Annotated in this window: 13 protein-coding genes; 10 read left to right on the top strand and 3 right to left on the bottom strand. The window is 55.7% G+C overall.

The window, feature by feature from the left end; all coding sequences use genetic code 11:
* The first annotated feature begins 4 nt into the window (after positions 1 to 4).
* The gene (locus EU556_RS04635) at positions 5 to 706 is read left to right on the top strand and encodes a hypothetical protein (RefSeq protein ID WP_135431486.1); all 702 of its coding nucleotides are present in this window, start codon (positions 5 to 7) and stop codon (positions 704 to 706) included.
* A gap of 77 nt (positions 707 to 783) precedes the next feature.
* On the opposite strand, the gene EU556_RS04630 is transcribed toward EU556_RS04635, so the two are convergent.
* Positions 784 to 1,629: an oxidoreductase gene (locus tag EU556_RS04630; RefSeq protein ID WP_135431484.1), complete on the bottom strand. Its 846-nt coding sequence runs from the start codon at positions 1,627 to 1,629 to the stop codon at positions 784 to 786.
* 466 nt (positions 1,630 to 2,095) lie between these two features.
* On the opposite strand from EU556_RS04630, the gene guaB reads away from it, so the two are divergent.
* From guaB to EU556_RS04590, 8 genes are all read left to right on the top strand, one after another.
* Complete coding sequence (guaB, locus tag EU556_RS04625; RefSeq protein WP_135431482.1) at positions 2,096 to 3,568, top strand: IMP dehydrogenase; 1,473 nt, start codon at positions 2,096 to 2,098, stop codon at positions 3,566 to 3,568.
* Positions 3,569 to 3,781: 213 nt separating this feature from the next.
* Positions 3,782 to 5,881, top strand: coding sequence for a PP2C family protein-serine/threonine phosphatase (locus EU556_RS04620; RefSeq protein ID WP_135431480.1), 2,100 nt, complete (start codon positions 3,782 to 3,784; stop codon positions 5,879 to 5,881).
* A gap of 14 nt (positions 5,882 to 5,895) precedes the next feature.
* Positions 5,896 to 6,225 carry an STAS domain-containing protein gene (locus EU556_RS04615; RefSeq protein ID WP_135431478.1) on the top strand — a complete coding sequence of 110 codons (330 nt, stop codon included), beginning with the start codon at positions 5,896 to 5,898 and terminating at the stop codon, positions 6,223 to 6,225.
* Positions 6,226 to 6,248: 23 nt separating this feature from the next.
* Positions 6,249 to 6,662 carry an ATP-binding protein gene (locus EU556_RS04610; RefSeq protein WP_135431476.1) on the top strand — a complete coding sequence of 138 codons (414 nt, stop codon included), beginning with the start codon at positions 6,249 to 6,251 and terminating at the stop codon, positions 6,660 to 6,662.
* A 180-nt stretch (positions 6,663 to 6,842) separates the two neighbouring features.
* Complete coding sequence (locus EU556_RS04605; protein ID WP_135431474.1) at positions 6,843 to 9,158, top strand: peptidylprolyl isomerase; 2,316 nt, start codon at positions 6,843 to 6,845, stop codon at positions 9,156 to 9,158.
* Positions 9,159 to 9,419: 261 nt separating this feature from the next.
* Positions 9,420 to 10,808, top strand: a complete 1,389-nt coding sequence (locus tag EU556_RS04600) for a peptidylprolyl isomerase (protein WP_135431471.1) — start codon at positions 9,420 to 9,422, stop codon at positions 10,806 to 10,808.
* A gap of 122 nt (positions 10,809 to 10,930) precedes the next feature.
* On the top strand, positions 10,931 to 11,899 hold the full coding sequence (locus EU556_RS04595; RefSeq protein WP_135431435.1) for an AAA family ATPase: 969 nt from the start codon (positions 10,931 to 10,933) through the stop codon (positions 11,897 to 11,899).
* Between the two features lie 82 nt (positions 11,900 to 11,981).
* Positions 11,982 to 12,419 (top strand): hypothetical protein, encoded by a 438-nt coding sequence (locus tag EU556_RS04590; protein WP_135431433.1) that lies wholly within the window; start codon positions 11,982 to 11,984, stop codon positions 12,417 to 12,419.
* A gap of 99 nt (positions 12,420 to 12,518) precedes the next feature.
* Here the strand turns inward: EU556_RS04590 and EU556_RS04585 are convergent, their stop codons facing one another.
* Positions 12,519 to 13,403: an SDR family NAD(P)-dependent oxidoreductase gene (locus EU556_RS04585; RefSeq protein ID WP_135431431.1), complete on the bottom strand. Its 885-nt coding sequence runs from the start codon at positions 13,401 to 13,403 to the stop codon at positions 12,519 to 12,521.
* Positions 13,404 to 13,596: 193 nt separating this feature from the next.
* On the opposite strand from EU556_RS04585, the gene EU556_RS04580 reads away from it, so the two are divergent.
* On the top strand, positions 13,597 to 14,175 hold the full coding sequence (locus tag EU556_RS04580) for a GNAT family N-acetyltransferase (RefSeq protein ID WP_135431428.1): 579 nt from the start codon (positions 13,597 to 13,599) through the stop codon (positions 14,173 to 14,175).
* 32 nt (positions 14,176 to 14,207) lie between these two features.
* On the opposite strand, the gene EU556_RS04575 is transcribed toward EU556_RS04580, so the two are convergent.
* Positions 14,208 to 15,377, bottom strand: coding sequence for a hypothetical protein (locus tag EU556_RS04575; protein WP_135431426.1), 1,170 nt, complete (start codon positions 15,375 to 15,377; stop codon positions 14,208 to 14,210).
* Positions 15,378 to 15,468 lie beyond the last annotated feature (91 nt).

The raw sequence follows: 15,468 nt of genomic DNA, 5'->3' as shown, positions 1-15,468 counted from the left end.
ATATATGCTCAAATCCTACGTTCCCGCCCTTTTGTTGACCTTGGCCGGCAGCTTCTTAAGTCATGAAAGTATTGCTCAGTATACGCCCACCAAGTGGCGGTTCTATTTTGAGGCGGGCCCAAAAATCAGCGACTTTCGCGCAATGTCTTACGGCGGCACCTACCGGCCCCAGTCGGCCACACCTATCTTTTCGGAAGCCGACCGCCGCGTAACTATTCGGAACACCTTCTCGGGCTTTATGCAGGTCAAGGCCTTCAAACCGTTGTCGGAGCATGTGGTGCTTTCGGGCACGGTAGGGCTCGATATGCAGCATCTGAACTACAAAACTGGCTATACCCAAACCGTAGTCAACAGCATGATTACCTCCTACGAACAACAGCACATCAGCCGCTTGCTGACCCGTGCCCGCGCCGACTGGGGTATTCACTACCAGTTCAACATTGGGGCTACGGGCCACCTGATGCCTGGCGTATCGGTAGGACAAATGGTGAACCTCAGCAAAGACGGTTACAGCTACACCTTCATTCAGCCGGGCTTGTATTTCACTAACGACCGGCTCTTGCTCTCGGCCACCGTTTCTGATACTCCCTACAATGTGCTCATCCCGGGAGCTTCACATTTTGAAGGCAATGTGAATGGTCCGTACACCTATGATGCTGAGTACCGTATCAGGGAGTTTCAGCTGGGCATCGGCGCTAAATTCTAATTGGTCTGTTTCTCTTGCCATACAGCAAAAGCCCCGCAGTTGTGCACTGCGGGGCTTTTTATTGAAACAAGCTTTACTTATTCGCCAGCCGGGAAGTCGGCGGAGTCGCCAAGGTCGGCTACTGCTTCCAGCTCTTTCACTAGGCCAGTGAATTTTTCGCGGGCACCTTTCACGGCAGCTTTGCCGAGGGGTAGGTGCAGCGGCGGATTCTCCTGGCGCACCACGTCGAACATGATTTTGGCGGCACGCTGTGGGTCGCCGGGCTGCTTGCCGCTATAGCCCTGAATGCCCTTCAGGTTTTCACCCACCGTGGAGCGGTAGTCTTCAATATTGGTATCGGCGTAGGTAGCCGAGCTGCCGGCCCACTCAGTGCGGAAGCCGCTGGGCTCAATGTTGGTAACCTTGATGCCGAGCGGGGCTACTTGCTGGGCCAGGCTCTCCCCAATGGCTTCCAGGGCAAATTTACTGGCATTGTACACGCCCACACCAGGGAAGGTTTTCAGGCCCCCGATGCTGGTGATGTTGAGCACGTGGCCACTTCTCCGCTCGCGCAGGTGGGGCAGCACGGCCCGCAACACGCGCAGCGGCCCAAACACGTTCACATCGAATTGGCGCTGCACCTCAGCATCATCAATTTCCTCAATGCTGCCCAGGGAGCCGTAGCCCGCATTGTTTACGATGACATCGAGCTGTCCGAAGTGCTGAATGGCACCTTCCACTGCTTGCTTTACTTGCTGCTCCTGCACAACATCGCACACAAAGCCCCGGCCGTTTTCGCCGGCTTTTTGCGTAAACTCATCGGCCTGCTCTTGCTTGCGGAAGGTAGCGGCTACTTTGTCGCCGTTCTGAAGGCAATATTCGGCTAGCTCTTTGCCGAAACCGGTGCTGACGCCGGTGATAAACCAGGTTTTAGGGGTTGCCATGAAGATTCGAGGGGAAATAATGAGAAAGCGCCTCTCCAAGAGTTGGGAGGCTGGGAAGTATAACTGCTGAGAACAGCGCAGGGTTTTGCGTGGCCTAGCTAAGCCCGGGCGTTAGCAGCCATTTGCGCGAGCCCTCCACCATTACTCTCCCTGCCATGCAGAACTCATGCTCTGCTCATCTAGCCACTTCATATTTGTGCATACGCCGGCTTAGCCCATCTTGGCTAGGCCAGTGCCGCTAAACGCACGTTCCGCTCTCCCTACTAACTCCCCTCAGCAGAAAGCCCCGGTGATTTTCACTGGGGCTTTTTCTGTCCTTGGCTGCAAGTGAAAAATGTACGCTCACGGCTGTTTAGGCAAGATTTAACATAAGCACAATTTGGAAATCGAGAAGCCGAACACCGGAAACCCAATTATTCGCCGTAAATTTACCCGGCAATAAGCGGAACCTAACCTACTTGTTGCCATGGCCGACCACGCTGCCAAAATTGCCTTCGAGGCGCTTACCTACGACGACGTCCTGCTACTGCCCGGTTATTCGGAAGTACTGCCCCGCGACGCCGACCCCAGCTCCCAGCTCACCCGCAACATCCGGCTTAAGCTTCCCTTCGTTTCCGCGGCCATGGACACCGTGACCGAGGCCGAAATGGCTATTGCTATGGCCCAGGAAGGTGGCATTGGCATGATTCATAAGAACATGAGCATTAAGGCCCAGGCCGAGCTTGTGCGCCGGGTGAAGCGCTCAGAGAGCGGCATGATCCTGGACCCCTTCACGCTGGAAGAAACTGCTACTCTGGCTGATGCCAAGAAGCTGATGCGCAACAACAACATCGGGGGTATTCCGATTGTGGATGACCAGCGCCGCCTCAAAGGCATTCTAACTAACCGTGACTTACGTTTCGAGAAAGACATGACCCGCTCGGTATCGGAGGTGATGACCAGCGAGAACCTGGTAACCGCTGACGCCGGCACCGACCAAAACCTAGCCGAAGACATTCTGCAGGAGTCGAAAGTAGAGAAGCTGCCCGTAGTAGATACCGAAGGTCGTCTCGTGGGCCTCATTACGTATAAGGACATTCGGAAGCGCCGCCGCACGCCCAACGCCTGCAAAGACGAGTTCGGGCGTCTGCGCGTGGGAGCCGCCGTGGGCGTAACCGCCGACTTGATGGACCGCATTGCCGCGCTGGTGGAAGCTGGCGTAGACGTAGTAAGCGTAGATACTGCTCACGGCCACAGCAAAGGCGTACTCGACGCCGTGCGCAATATCAAAGAGCGTTTCCCGAAGCTGGAGGTAATTGCCGGTAATGTGGCTACTGCCGAAGGTGCCCGCGCCCTGGCCGATGCTGGTGCCGACGCCGTGAAAGTGGGTGTGGGCCCCGGCTCCATCTGCACTACCCGCATTATTGCCGGCATTGGCGTTCCCCAGCTTTCGGCCGTGCTAGAAGCTGCCCGTGGCCTAGAAGGCACCGGCGTACCGCTCATTGCTGATGGTGGCATTAAATACTCCGGCGACGTGGTGAAGGCTCTGGCCGCCGGCGCCGGCACCATCATGATTGGTTCTTTGCTGGCTGGTACCGAAGAGGCCCCCGGCGAGGTGACGCTCTTTGAAGGCCGCAAGTACAAGAGCTACCGTGGTATGGGCTCGGTTGAAGCCATGGAAGAAGGCTCCAAGGACCGGTATTTCCAGGATGCTGAGGATGACGTGAAAAAGCTGGTGCCTGAGGGCATTGTAGGCCGCGTGCCATACAAGGGATTAGCCTCGGAAGTACTCTACCAACTCTCGGGTGGCCTACGCGCCGGCATGGGCTACTGCGGAGCTGCCACCATTGAGGCGCTGCAAACTGCTCGCTTTGTACGCATCACGGGCGCCGGCCTGCGCGAGTCGCACCCCCACGACGTGCAGATCACCCGCGAGGCTCCCAACTATAGCAGCCGGTAATTATGGTTGAGCTTAAGGCTCACAGAGTTTGCCGATGGCCTTCTTGGGTCATCGGCAAATTTATTTTTATTGAGGCCGCATTGCCAGCGGCTTACCCCCTGCCCAATACCTAATTTCGTTAGAACACAACAAGAGTTAGCTTCCAGCCCTGTATCTTGGCTGTCCTTTTAGCCCGCTTGCCGGTCTCTAGGCCTCTGTACTCAACCCCGATTCATGTCTCTCTCCCGGAAGTTATCTTCCTTTATGCAGCCATTTGCCTTACTCAGTTGGGTGGGGCTTCTGGTGTGTACGCTTCTCTACGCCCGCCCCACGCTGGCGCCCGGAGTTGGTACCCCACCAAGCTGGCTGTTGCTGGGAGTGCAGGCTATATTCGCTGCTGCCGTATTTCTGCAGGAGCGTGCTCGTCCCGACCGTTTGCGTGGGCTTGATTTCGTAGGCCTGCTCCGCAGCTTGGTTTTCGGCCCTGGTCTGCTGGCCACCATTTGCGTGCTGCTGCACCTAATTGAGCGGCTGTTGAAAACCCAGGTGCCCAGCACTAGCCCCATGCTGTTTACGGTGCTTTACACCGTGAATGTAGGCCTGTTCATCCTCTTCCTGGCTCGCACCAACTACAGCTGGCGCTCCTTGGTCCTTTTCCGCTCCTCAGCCCGGTTACGCCGCATTTGGGAGTGGTTTGAGTTGCTATTAGGCATCACGCTGCTTCTGAGCCTGGTACCCCGGTCATTGCCCTATAGCCTGACGACAGCCCTGTTGGGTGGCCTAGCGGTGCTGGGCGTGTACATCAGCAGCCATCAAAAATGGGTGGCCTATCTTAACCGGCGTCAGAAAATTCAGGCTGTATTGCTGCAGGCGGGCATTATTGTAGCAATGGGCGTCTTCGCCGCTTACTTCTTACAAACTCAATATGACCCCCTGCTGGTAGCACCGGCTCCGCAGCACGCCTTTTTGGTGCTGAACGCGTTCTTCGCGGCGTTTTACGCCTTTATGGGGCTGATGGTAACGTTCTTTAACTTGCCCACAGCCGGCGTATTTGAGCAGAAGCGCGAAGAAATCCTGAGTCTGCAGCGCCTGACCCAGCTCATCCAGAAAAGTCAAACGCCCGAGGAGGTGTACCGCATGCTTTTCGATTCGGCCATTCAGACGGTAGAGGCGGATGCAGCTTGGCTGGAGGTAGAAAGCACCGAGGGTATTGACTACACCGGACAGCACTACCACATTAGCCCCGATCAGGCCGCGGCCATTCAGCGGTTGCTCACGGAGTATAACCTAGGCCACATAGAGTACCTCAACAATGACTTGCAGAACAGCGCCGGCTTCCGGAGTTTGGAGTTGTCGTATGGGTCCATGATTGTGATGCCCCTGCGCTCCAGCAAGCGTCAGTACGGAGCCCTCTACATGCTAAAAGAGCAGCGCCAGGGCTTCGACCGCGAAAACCTGAGCATTCTGCAGACCTTCACGAGTCAGACGGTACTAAGCATCGAAAACCTGCAGCTGATGCAGGCCTCCATTCAGAACCAGCTGGTGCAGGAGGAGCTAAAAATTGCCTCCTCGGTGCAGGACAGCCTGATTCCGAAGGACCTGCCCATTGATAACTGGTTTGAAATCAGCTCCCATGCCCAGGCGGCCAAAGAGGTAGGTGGCGACTTCTATGACTTCCTGCATTTGCCCGGCCGGCGCCTGGCCGTGCTTATCGGCGACGTATCGGGCAAGGGTATTACTGCGGCCTTCCACGTAGCCCAGATGAAGGGAATCTTCCACGCCCTGATGCAGGAAAACCCACTGGCCCGCAACGAACGAGAGAAATTTCCGGTGCCCAGCAAGTTTATGGCGCAGGCCAACAGCGCTCTGGCTCGCTGCTTAGAGCGGTCTGCCTTCATAACGGCGTCGCTCTATATCATTGATTATGAGCATGGCGGGTTTGTATTCGCACGAGCTGGCCATTGCCACACGCTGTATTACCACTCCATTAAGGAGGAGGTATCATACTTCCACACGGCTGGCCTAGGCTTGGGCATCATCCGCAACGACTCTTATGAAAAGCACATCAAGAACCAGTTTTATGATTACAACCCGGGTGATGTGATGGTCATTTACACCGATGGCATTGTGGAAGCCCGCAACGCCGCTGGTGAGGAGTACGGCGAAGACCGCCTGCAGCAGATGCTAGAGCGCACCTATTACATGGATGCGGCCGTTATTAAGGAGAGTATCCTAACTGACTTAGAGGAGTTTAGCCGTGGGCAGCCCATGCATGACGACCAGACATTGCTCGTCATTAAATTCCGGGCTTCCCAACCCGATATTCCCCTTTAACGTAGCCTTGGGATATGAAAATCAACCAACACACCACCGACCATACGCTCACCCTTGTTCTGGATGGCGAACTGGATGCCAGCTCGTCCGTTCTGCTTGATACGGAGCTGAATCAGCCTTCCATTCTGGAGTACCAGAAGGTGCTCATCGACTGCCAGCGGCTGAACTATATTTCATCTGCCGGTTTAGGTGTTTTTATTTCGCACCTGCAGCGCTTTCAGGATGCCAACGTGAAGCTGGTGTTCTTTAACATGCAAGAAAAAGTGCATAACGTATTTGAAATCCTAGGCCTAGACTCGCTCCTGACGATTGTACCGTCAGAGGCTGAGGCTACCGCTATTTAATCCTACGGGACTATCCGCAGAGAATGAAAAACGCTATAAGAGTCAGCTGCACTCGCCGCAACCTAAAGGTAGTGCGTGACTTTGTGAGCGAATTTCTGGAACACTACAAGCTCTCAGAGCTGCATATCAACCAAATTGTGTTGGCGGTGGATGAAGTAGTGGCCAACCTCATTATTCACGGCAACAGTGAAGACGAATCACGGTTTCTGGACGTCCGGCTCAGCATGAAGAATCAGGAGTTCGGCATCGAAATCGAAGATGAAAGCCCAACTTCCTACTCCCCTGCCAGCTACCGGGAGCCCGATTTGCAGGAGTTCGTGCGGATTGGCAAAAAAGGTGGAGTGGGCATGATGCTGGTAAACCGCATTATGGATCGGGTGGAGTTTACCACCCAAGGGCTCCACAATATCTGTCGGCTGCATAAGAAAATAGTCTAAGCTTCGTTAGGAGCTAGTGAGAAAAGCACCCTTACCAAGGGGTGCTTTTTTTATGTCTGGCAGACTAATTGCCGAACTCCGCGCGGCGGAAAAAAATCCGTAAAATTGCGTTGGTCAGCCGTCCATGCCCGGAGCACACTCCGGCCGGCTTGAGCGCTTAGAAGAATACTTTCCTCCTGTATGCACAACCGCTTTTTGTTTGCTGGTACGGCTGCCGCCGCCGCGCTATTGGCCGGCTGCCAAACCACAAAACCCACTGCTGCTACGGCCAAGCAGCCCGTTGTAGAAACCCTTGGCACCACCCAGGTTCCTACGTCGGAGTTTAGCTATGTATATCGCAAGAACAATAGCTCGGCGCCCGAATTTGGCACTAAAGCCAGCGTAGCCGAGTATCTCGACCTCTATACCAATTTCAAGTTGAAGGTGCTGGAGGCCGAGCAGCGTGGCCTCGATACCACTCAGGCCTTTAAGCGTGAGCTCGACGGTTACAAGCAGCAACTGGCCCAGCCCTACCTCACCGAGAAAAGCGTGACCGACAAGTTGGTGCGGGAAGCCTACGACCGCATGAGCAAGGAAGTGAATGCCTCGCACATTCTGTTGCGCGTGCAGCCCGATGCCGACCCTAAGGATACGCTGGCCGTGTACCAGCGCATTATGGCCCTGCGGCAGCGTGTAACCGGCGGCGAAGATTTCAATAAGGTGGCCCGGGAAAGCTCCGAGGACCCTTCAGCCCGCGACAATGGCGGCCAGCTGGGCTACTTCACGGCCATGCAAATGGTGTATCCGTTTGAGTCGGTGGCTTACAACACGCCCGTAGGCCAGGTGTCGCAGCCGGTACGCACGCGCTATGGCTACCACATCATCAAGGTGAATGATATGCGTCCGGCTCAGGGCGAAATCAAGGTAGCTCACCTTATGATCCGGACCACTCCCGGCATGCCTAAGGCCGACTCAGTGACGGTGAAAAAGAAAGTGGATGAGCTGTATAGCCGCCTTACCCAGCGCAAAGAGAGCTGGGAAAAGCTGGTGGCGCAGTTCTCAGAGGATGCCGGCTCGGCGGCTAACAGTGGGGAGCTGCCTCCTTTCGGCACGGGCCGTATGATTCCGAGCTTTGAGGAAGCAGCGTTCAAGCTCCAGAAACCCGGCGACCTGTCTAGGCCAGTCCAGACGCCTTACGGGTGGCACATCATTAGACTGATTGAGAAGCAGCCCGTGCCTTCTTTCGAGGCTATGGAGCCCACGCTGAAAAGCAAAGTGGCCAAAGACTCGCGGGCGGAGCTGAACCGCGCCGCTTTCCTGAAGCGCGTCCGGACGGAAAACAACTTCACGGAGAACTCGGCCGGCAAAGATTACGCCTTCGCCAAAGCCGATACCGCCGTTGTGAATGGCCGCTTCCGGTATACCGCCCCTGCTACTAGCACAGCGCCTGCCAAAGGCAAGAAGGCCACTGGCGACGCGCAAACGCTGTTTACTATTCAGGGCAAGCCGTATTTGGTGTCCGACTTTCTGGCCTATGTACAGCAAAACCAGAAGCCCCGGCCCGGAGCAGATGCGCGCTTTACCATGCAGCAGCTCTACGACCAGTACGTGGACCAAAGCCTGACCGAATACGAAAAGGCCAACTTGGAAAACAAGTACGAGGACTACCGCATGCTAGTGAAGGAGTACCGCGACGGTATTCTACTGTTCCAGTTGATGGATGAGAAGGTATGGAGCAAAGCCATTGAGGATACCGTTGGCCTGCAGCAGTACTTCACCGCCAACCAGGCCAAGTACCAGTGGGAGCCCCGCGTGCAGGCTACCGTAATCAGTGCGGCCTCGCCTCAGCTGCTAGCCAAAGCTCAGCAGTTGCAGAAGGCCGGCAGCTACCCGCTTAAGAGTGGCCTACCCGCTCCTGTTCCTTTCAAAGCTAATTCGGCCGAACTGCCCGCCGCGGTACCCGCGCTAGACGAGTTGGCCTTCCGTCTGGCCAACGACGAAACGCTGACCCGCACAACTGTAGTAGGCCACATCAAGAAAGGCGAATCGGCAGCCCTGGCTCGTCGCCGTGCCGACCGCGTAGTGGCCTACCTGCGCAGCAAAGGTGCCAATGCCGCCCGCCTCACGGCCTCAGCCGACTCGCGCGCAACTGCCGGCAACGTAACTTTTGAGCTTACCACCACCAACCCCACTGCGCTGGAAGCTCTGCTGAACGAGCAGAACCCGTTGTCAGTGCAGGTACAGCAGCGTAACTTCCAGAAGGGCGACAACAAGGCTGTGGACCAGTTCTTGGCCAGTGGTCCCGGCACGTATACTACCCAACAGGATGGCCGCTACTACTCCGTGCAAATAGAGAAGCAACTACCGGCTGGCCCTAAAACCCTCGCCGAAGCCCGCGGTCAAGCTACTTCCGACTACCAGAATTACCTGGAAAAAGAATGGGTCAACCAGCTGCGCGAGAAGTATCCGGTGAAGATTAACCAAGCCGAGGTAGACAAGCTGATAACAAAGCAATAGTGGCCTAGAACGCCCTCAGCAGTTGATAGGAGCTCGAATGGACTAAAAACCCGTTTAGGCTCCTATCTTCTTTTAAGGGGATGCAACGCTAGGCCACTCACCTGGCTCTACTCCCAAACGCGCAGCCGCCAACGAGGCGCTGGGTTGTTTTTGCCGGAGAAAGTATTTATGATGAAATTTACGGGCGGCTTTTGGCGTTTTGCCTGCTGTCTGGCCTACGGAGCTTACGTGTTCCGGTGGGCATTACTTGGTAAAGATTCCATGATTCACTTTTTGCATACGTCGGCCCGTGGGGTGCTCCTGAGTGCCGCCCTGCTGGCGGCATCCGTTACGGCTAGCCACGCGCAGCTTGGCGTGGGACGCCCTGTTGGCCGCCAGGTTCTCGATGGCATTGTCGCGAAGGTCGATAACCAGATTGTCCTGCGCTCCGACGTAGAGGCCCTCTACGCCCAGGAGCAGGCTCGCGCCGAGGGCAAGCCCCTGCCGCCCAACCTGCGCTGCCAGATTCTGCAGAGCCTGGCCCTCAACAAACTCATGCTAGCCAAAGCCGAGACTGACTCCGTAGTGGTGGAAGACTCGCGGGTGAGAAGCGAGTTGGACCGTCGCATGGCCTACTTCATCCAGCAGATCGGCTCGGAAAAGAAGCTCGAAGAGTATTACAACAAACCCGTCAAGCAACTCAAGGAAGAGCTGCGCGTGCAGGTGAAAGAGCAATTGGTGCAGCAGGAAATGCAGGAGAAAATTTCCGGCAAAGTATCGGTTACTCCCCGTGAGGTGCGCCAGTTCTTCAACCGTATTCCCAAGGATAGCTTGCCGTACTATTCTACAGAAGTGGAAGTAGGCCAGATTATCCGGTTTGCCAAAACGAATACCAAGGCCAAGCAAGCTGCCCAAGCTAAGCTGAATGAGCTGCGCGCCCGTATTCAGGGCGGCGAAGATTTCGCGACGTTGGCTAAGCAGTTTTCGCAAGACCCCGGTTCGGCGGCCGAAGGTGGTTACTTAGGTTTCTTTAAGCGTCGTGAGTTGGTGCCTGAGTACGAGGCGGCCGCCTTGCGCCTGGAGCCCGGCCAGCTTTCGCCAGTTGTAGAGTCGCAGTTTGGCTTCCACCTCATCCAGCTGATTGAGCGCAAAGGTGACAGCTTCAGCACGCGTCATATTCTGCTGAAGCCTGAAACCGGCGCTGCCGATGCCAACGAAGCCGCTCAGGAACTGACCAAACTTCGCCGTCGCATCCTCAGCGACAGCATTACGTTTGCTAAAGCCGCCAAGGATAACTCCGAAGACAAACTGACGAGCGGCAACGGTGGCCTCATTGCAAACCGCCAAGACGGTAGCTCTTACCTACCCCTCGACAAGCTCGATCCGGCTATCTTTTTCGCCATTGATACCATGAAGGTGGGTAGCATCACGCCGCCCATGCCTTACCGCACCGACGACGGCAAAGACGCCATGCGTATTCTGTGGTTGAAGTCGAACACCCCGCCCCATCAGGCTAACCTCACCGACGACTACCAGAAGATTGCTGCCGCGGCTCTCAACGAGAAAAAGAATAAAGCGCTGGATGAGTGGTTTGCTGCCAACCGCAACACTGTCTATCTGGAAGTAGACCCGCAGTATGTTGACTGTCAGGTCTTGACCTCCTCTAACTAAGATTGAAGTGAAATAAAAGACATGGGAAGCAGGGCTTCTCATGTCTTTTATTGTTTTAAGCCGCGTATGTAGCTACCGCCCCCTGATGGGCGTCTCCTCACTTCTCTTCTTCATACTTATCTATGGCTAGAACATTCGCATCAGATAAAGAAGCCGCCGACTCGCTGGCGCAGGCGTACCGCACGTTGCGTCAGGAAATTGGCAAGGTGATTATTGGGCAGGATGAAGTGGTAAAGCTGGTGCTGACGGCCGTATTCTCGCAAGGCCATTGCTTGCTAGTGGGAGTTCCTGGCTTAGCCAAAACGCTGCTGATTCAGACCATTGCCGACTCGCTAGATCTTTCCTTCAACCGGGTGCAGTTCACGCCCGACCTGATGCCCTCCGACATTGTGGGCTCCGAGACGCTAAATCAGCAACGCGACTTCCACTTTGTACCGGGCCCTATCTTCGCCAACATCGTGCTGGCCGACGAAATCAACCGGACGCCGCCCAAAACGCAGGCGGCCCTACTGGAAAGCATGCAGGAATACGCTGTGACGGTGGCTGGTAAACGCTACCCACTAGAGCGGCCGTTCTTTGTACTGGCTACGCAAAACCCCATTGAGCAAGAAGGTACATACCCCTTGCCCGAAGCGCAGCTTGACCGCTTTATGTTCAATATTGAGTTGGGCTACCCCAGCTATGAGGCGGAACTGCAAATTGTGAAGAACACCACCTCCGATACCAAACCCACAGTCTCCAAGATTCTGCACGCCGATGAAATCCAGGCCTACCAGCAGCTGGTGCGCCGCGTGCCCGTGGCCGATAACGTAGTGGAGTATGCCGTAGGCCTAGTGCATAAAACCCGCCCTAACACCGACCGGGCTGGCGCCCGCGCCACGCAACTGCTGGAATGGGGAGCTGGCCCGCGGGCTTCTCAGCACCTAATTGTAGGAGCCAAGTGCAACGCGCTGCTCAACGGCAAATATTCGCCCGATATTGAAGACGTGAAAGCCGTGGCCTTGCCCATTTTGCGCCACCGTTTGGTGCGTAACTTTAAGGCCGAAGCCGAAGGCATCACCGTAGAGCAGATTGTAAAAGAACTTTTATAAGTAGAGCCTCAGGGGCCACAGGTGTAGTCAACGTATAGGCGCAGCCTACAAAGTCCCTGAGTTTTTAAGTCCCCTAGCCCATATGGAAGCAGCCGGTTACTACCAGCAGTTTGAGCGCAACGTCCGAATCATTCTTGATGCGCTGGATGCAGGCCTCAATGTTCGCACCACCCATCTTCCCACGTCGTTGCCCATTGAGGTATATGTGCTGTGCGAAGTCCTCAACCAAGGGGGCGAGCATTTTCGCCTTACCACCCAGGGCCTCGATACCATCCGCGAATTTGCTGCCCAGTACCTGCAGCATGAGTCGGCTACCGAGGCTACAATGCGCCGCATTCTGGAAGACAAAAAGGCCATGATGCGGACGCCCGAAGGCCGAGTGCTCACCAAGGAAATGCTGATCCGTCGCCTGGAGTTTTTCAATGAAGCCGCTCGCCTTGTAAACGTGATGCGCACCCAGCACGCCTTGGGCAGCCCACCACAGTCTCGTTCGGGCAACGGTATTGCCTTGCAGAAATAGTCAGGGAGTGGCCTAGCCACCTGCCTGCACTACCTAAAACAAAAGCGCCACTTCTGCAGAAGCGGCGCTTTTGTTTTATTGCGCTATGGTTTTCCCGCACTATGACATGGAAGCCAGTGCCTCTTTGCGCACCTTGGTATTGCCGTCTTTGGAGTGCTTGAGGTCAAGCTCACCAACGGGCTCCTTCTTGAGGTGGCTAGGCACTTCATCGCCGTGCGGGCCTTTAGATACGGTTACGCCCCCATCTACATAATAGATAGAGCCCGTGACGAAGCTCGCCTCATCCGAAGCTAAGAATAGGTAGACGTTGGCTACTTCTTCTGGCGTACCACGGCGGCCCATAGGTACGCCTTGCGTGGTTAATTTTTCCATTTTAGCATCCATGGGGCCCGTTTCCTTATGAGTCCAGGCCGTATCGATTGGGCCGGGGCCAACAATGTTGGAGCGCACACCAAACTTAGCCTGCTCTACTGCCACACCCTTTTGAAAAGCGTGCACAAAGCCTTTGGTGCCACCGTAGGGTGTGTTCTGAGGCTCGCCCATATGGCCAGCTTCGGAGCCGGCTGACACAATGTTGCCGTGCGTTTTCTGCAGGTGCGGAATGGCCGCCTTGGTCATCATGAAGTTCGAGTAGATGTTGTTCTTAATCATGTACTCAAAAGCTTCCAGCGGATATTTATCAATGGTGGAAGTTGTTGGGAAAGCGCCGGCATTGTTTACCAGGATGTCCAGTTTGCCAAACTCTTTCACAGCCGCTTTCACGCACGATTCGGCGGCTTCTTCCAAGGAGATGTCGGCGAGGTACCCAATAGCACGGCCTCCCTCAGCCAAGATTTCATCTACCACTTCGCGTACTGGGTCAGAGTCTAGGCCTACTACTACCACGGCCGCGCCTTCACGAGCAAACTTCTTGCTGATGGCTTCTCCAATACCGGAACCACCGCCGGTTACAATAGCTACTTTATTTTCAAGTCTTCCTTTCATCGGAGTAAATGATTGAGTGATAAAATGCAGCGCGGCAACTGGCCTACGCCCAGCTCAGCCTGCCCAGAGGCAGCAGAGCCATTTTCCTGAACGAAGTGCAGCCCGACAGGTTTTTGTTGCGTAGGTCACGTAGCAACCACTTTGCCTTCTGTGGCTTATTCCCCGGACGTTTGGCCGGCAACTGCCCAAAATCATGTACGCCGCCTCACCGCCTCTTCGTGCTCCTGCTCACACCCCGCTGCTATCAGCCCGGCTCACGCTACGCCCCTACCTGCCCTCCGATCAGGCCGCATTCTTTCAAGTAATTGACGAGGACCGCCCGCGCCTACGCCCCGCTTTTCCCAACCGGGAGGCCAGCGTGCAACACTTACCCGACGCAGCAACGGTGCTGGCTATGTTTGCGCAAGACTGGCAAGCCGGCCGCTTATATGTATTCGGCATCTGGCACACGCAAACCCAGGCGTACCTCGGCGACATTAGCCTCAAGCCGAACTGGACCACCCCTATTTCCGCCGAAATAGGGTACTATCTTTCGGCTGCAGCTGAAGGACACGGCTACGCCCGCGAGGCTTTGGCCGCGATAGTGCCCTTTGGGTTTACCACGCTAAGGGCTGAGCGGCTGCTTATCCGCTGCCGCGCCGATAACCCGCGCAGCTGTGCCGTAGCTGAATCAGCTGCCTTTACGCCTCTGCCACCGCGGCCACGCCTGCTCCAACCCTGTGCGGACCGCTCTATCCGCTACTACATTCGAAGGCGGGAGGAGACTAGGTAGAGCTCTAATCAGGTGCACCGGTCCGTAGGCCACTAGTTTGCGTCGTGCCGCAACTTCTTGAGCAGAAAGCTCTGGTTGAAGTTCATGTACAGGGCAAAGGAGAAGTCAAACAGTCCGTTGTTCAAGTCGTAGAGCGGCTCAAAGCGCGTGGTCAGGATGAGGTTGCCGGGCAAGCGGTAGTCACGCAGTACGCGCAAAATCAGCAGCTGCCTCTGCCGCTCTACGTAATCGGGGTCAGCCGGCGAGACAGATATGGAGCGATATAGGCGCCCACCCAAAGGCGAAATGTACCCGTTGCCATGCCAGTAGGCCACTTGCACGGTAGACAGCTTGGTATCTACCCCTGCGTTGAGGTATAGCCCTGTTCCGCTCTGGAAGGGCAATTCTTTAGTAAAAGAATAATCGTGGAAATACGTCACGTAACCGTCGAAGTGCACGGCCGACACAAAGTTGTAGGGCAACGCCCGGCGCACACGTAGGCCAGTAGCCGCGTTAAACAGCGTTTGCAGGGGTTTATCAATGGTGTCAATCTGGCCACCTCGATGAGTAGCCGTAAACTGAAACGGCAGGCCTACCACCCACTCTGCTGAGTCGTTGAGTAGCCGGTGCTCCGCCGTCAGACCACCAGCCACTTCTTCCTGAAAGTTGCTGTAGCGGTACTGCTGACGCTGCCAATTCACCCAGGCATCAAGGTTGGTACGTGGCGACTGATACAAGTACTGAGTACCTTCTTCCAAGCGGTTCGTAATCACGCGCTCGAAGTCAAACATCGGCTCAATGTAGCCGTGGTAGAGGTTGCCCTGAATGTTGCCAAACAGCAGGCTGTGGCGCCCCTGCTGGTACCGTACAGTAAACAACGGGCGTACTTGCCGCAGCCGGGGGGTGCCGTAGTCCTTCCATAAGAAAACACCTGCTTCCAGCCGCAGATGGTCCGACGGAAAATACACCAACCGGGGCGCCAGCTGCGCTCCAAAGTAGGTCAGGCCGGGGTCAATCTTATTAAAGTACTCGTTGTCTTTGTTGAACAGGAAGCCTTCTACGTCTAGGCGCAATTGGTGCTCATACGCTGGGCCCAAGGGCATGGGTCGCGTAAAGGCTCGGTTGTCTAGCTGCGCGCAAGCTGGCTCTAGGCCACTCAGCCACGCTACTAAGGTCAGTATCAGGAAGGTAGAAAAGGGGCTGTTTCCTAAAAATTTTAGCACAGAAAAAACATCCTAAAACCGACGAATTTTTTTAGCATTGTGGGCACAAAATATAGCCCGGCGGCGTTACCATGAGCCGGCCCGAAAAGGG

The organism is Hymenobacter fodinae, assembly GCF_004745825.1.
Classification (GTDB): Bacteria; Bacteroidota; Bacteroidia; order Cytophagales; family Hymenobacteraceae; genus Hymenobacter; species Hymenobacter fodinae.
The sequence above is the reverse complement of the archived record's forward strand: the minus strand, read 5'-3'. Positions and strand labels throughout refer to the sequence as shown.

Excerpts from the sequence above, each read along its gene's own strand:
- EU556_RS04635 (WP_135431486.1), top strand. The coding sequence starts at position 5 with ATGCTCAAATCCTACGTTCCCGCCCTTTTGTTGACCTTGGCCGGCAGC.
- EU556_RS04630 (WP_135431484.1), bottom strand. The coding sequence starts at position 1,629 with ATGGCAACCCCTAAAACCTGGTTTATCACCGGCGTCAGCACCGGTTTC.
- guaB (WP_135431482.1), top strand. The coding sequence starts at position 2,096 with ATGGCCGACCACGCTGCCAAAATTGCCTTCGAGGCGCTTACCTACGAC.
- EU556_RS04620 (WP_135431480.1), top strand. The coding sequence starts at position 3,782 with ATGTCTCTCTCCCGGAAGTTATCTTCCTTTATGCAGCCATTTGCCTTA.
- EU556_RS04615 (WP_135431478.1), top strand. The coding sequence starts at position 5,896 with ATGAAAATCAACCAACACACCACCGACCATACGCTCACCCTTGTTCTG.
- EU556_RS04610 (WP_135431476.1), top strand. The coding sequence starts at position 6,249 with ATGAAAAACGCTATAAGAGTCAGCTGCACTCGCCGCAACCTAAAGGTA.
- EU556_RS04605 (WP_135431474.1), top strand. The coding sequence starts at position 6,843 with ATGCACAACCGCTTTTTGTTTGCTGGTACGGCTGCCGCCGCCGCGCTA.
- EU556_RS04600 (WP_135431471.1), top strand. The coding sequence starts at position 9,420 with ATGATTCACTTTTTGCATACGTCGGCCCGTGGGGTGCTCCTGAGTGCC.
- EU556_RS04595 (WP_135431435.1), top strand. The coding sequence starts at position 10,931 with ATGGCTAGAACATTCGCATCAGATAAAGAAGCCGCCGACTCGCTGGCG.
- EU556_RS04590 (WP_135431433.1), top strand. The coding sequence starts at position 11,982 with ATGGAAGCAGCCGGTTACTACCAGCAGTTTGAGCGCAACGTCCGAATC.
- EU556_RS04585 (WP_135431431.1), bottom strand. The coding sequence starts at position 13,403 with ATGAAAGGAAGACTTGAAAATAAAGTAGCTATTGTAACCGGCGGTGGT.
- EU556_RS04580 (WP_135431428.1), top strand. The coding sequence starts at position 13,597 with ATGTACGCCGCCTCACCGCCTCTTCGTGCTCCTGCTCACACCCCGCTG.